Raw genomic sequence first — 299 nt, 5'->3', positions numbered from 1 at the left:
GGGTCCTGGTAAACAAGCTCAACAGTTCGGTGGACCGACAGGGCCAGAGCTACGCCAGCGAGACCGGTCCGTTCCTCGGTGAACCCTTCTTCGACGACAGCCTGCCGCTTCGGTGGATGGTCGCATCGATGAGCGACGAGCAGATCCAGCACCTGGGTCGCGGTGGCCACGACAACAAGAAGATCTACGCGGCGTTCAAGGCTGTCAGTGAGCACGAGGGCCAGCGGACCGTCATCCTGGCGCAGAGCGTCAAGGGCTGGACGCTGGGCACCAACTTCGAGGGCCGCAACGCCACCCAC

The 299-nt window shown here is 63.9% G+C and carries 1 protein-coding gene; it reads left to right on the top strand.

The window, feature by feature from the left end; all coding sequences use genetic code 11:
* Positions 1–29 precede the first annotated feature (29 nt).
* On the top strand, positions 30–299 hold a 270-nt coding region (locus UK12_RS35360; RefSeq protein WP_045307325.1), incomplete at its 3' end, for a hypothetical protein.

The sequence above is a fragment of the Saccharothrix sp. ST-888 genome (assembly GCF_000955975.1).
Classification (GTDB): Bacteria; Actinomycetota; Actinomycetes; order Streptomycetales; family Streptomycetaceae; genus Kitasatospora.
Note: the sequence above shows the minus strand (reverse complement) of the source record. Positions and strands in the feature narration are given on the sequence as shown.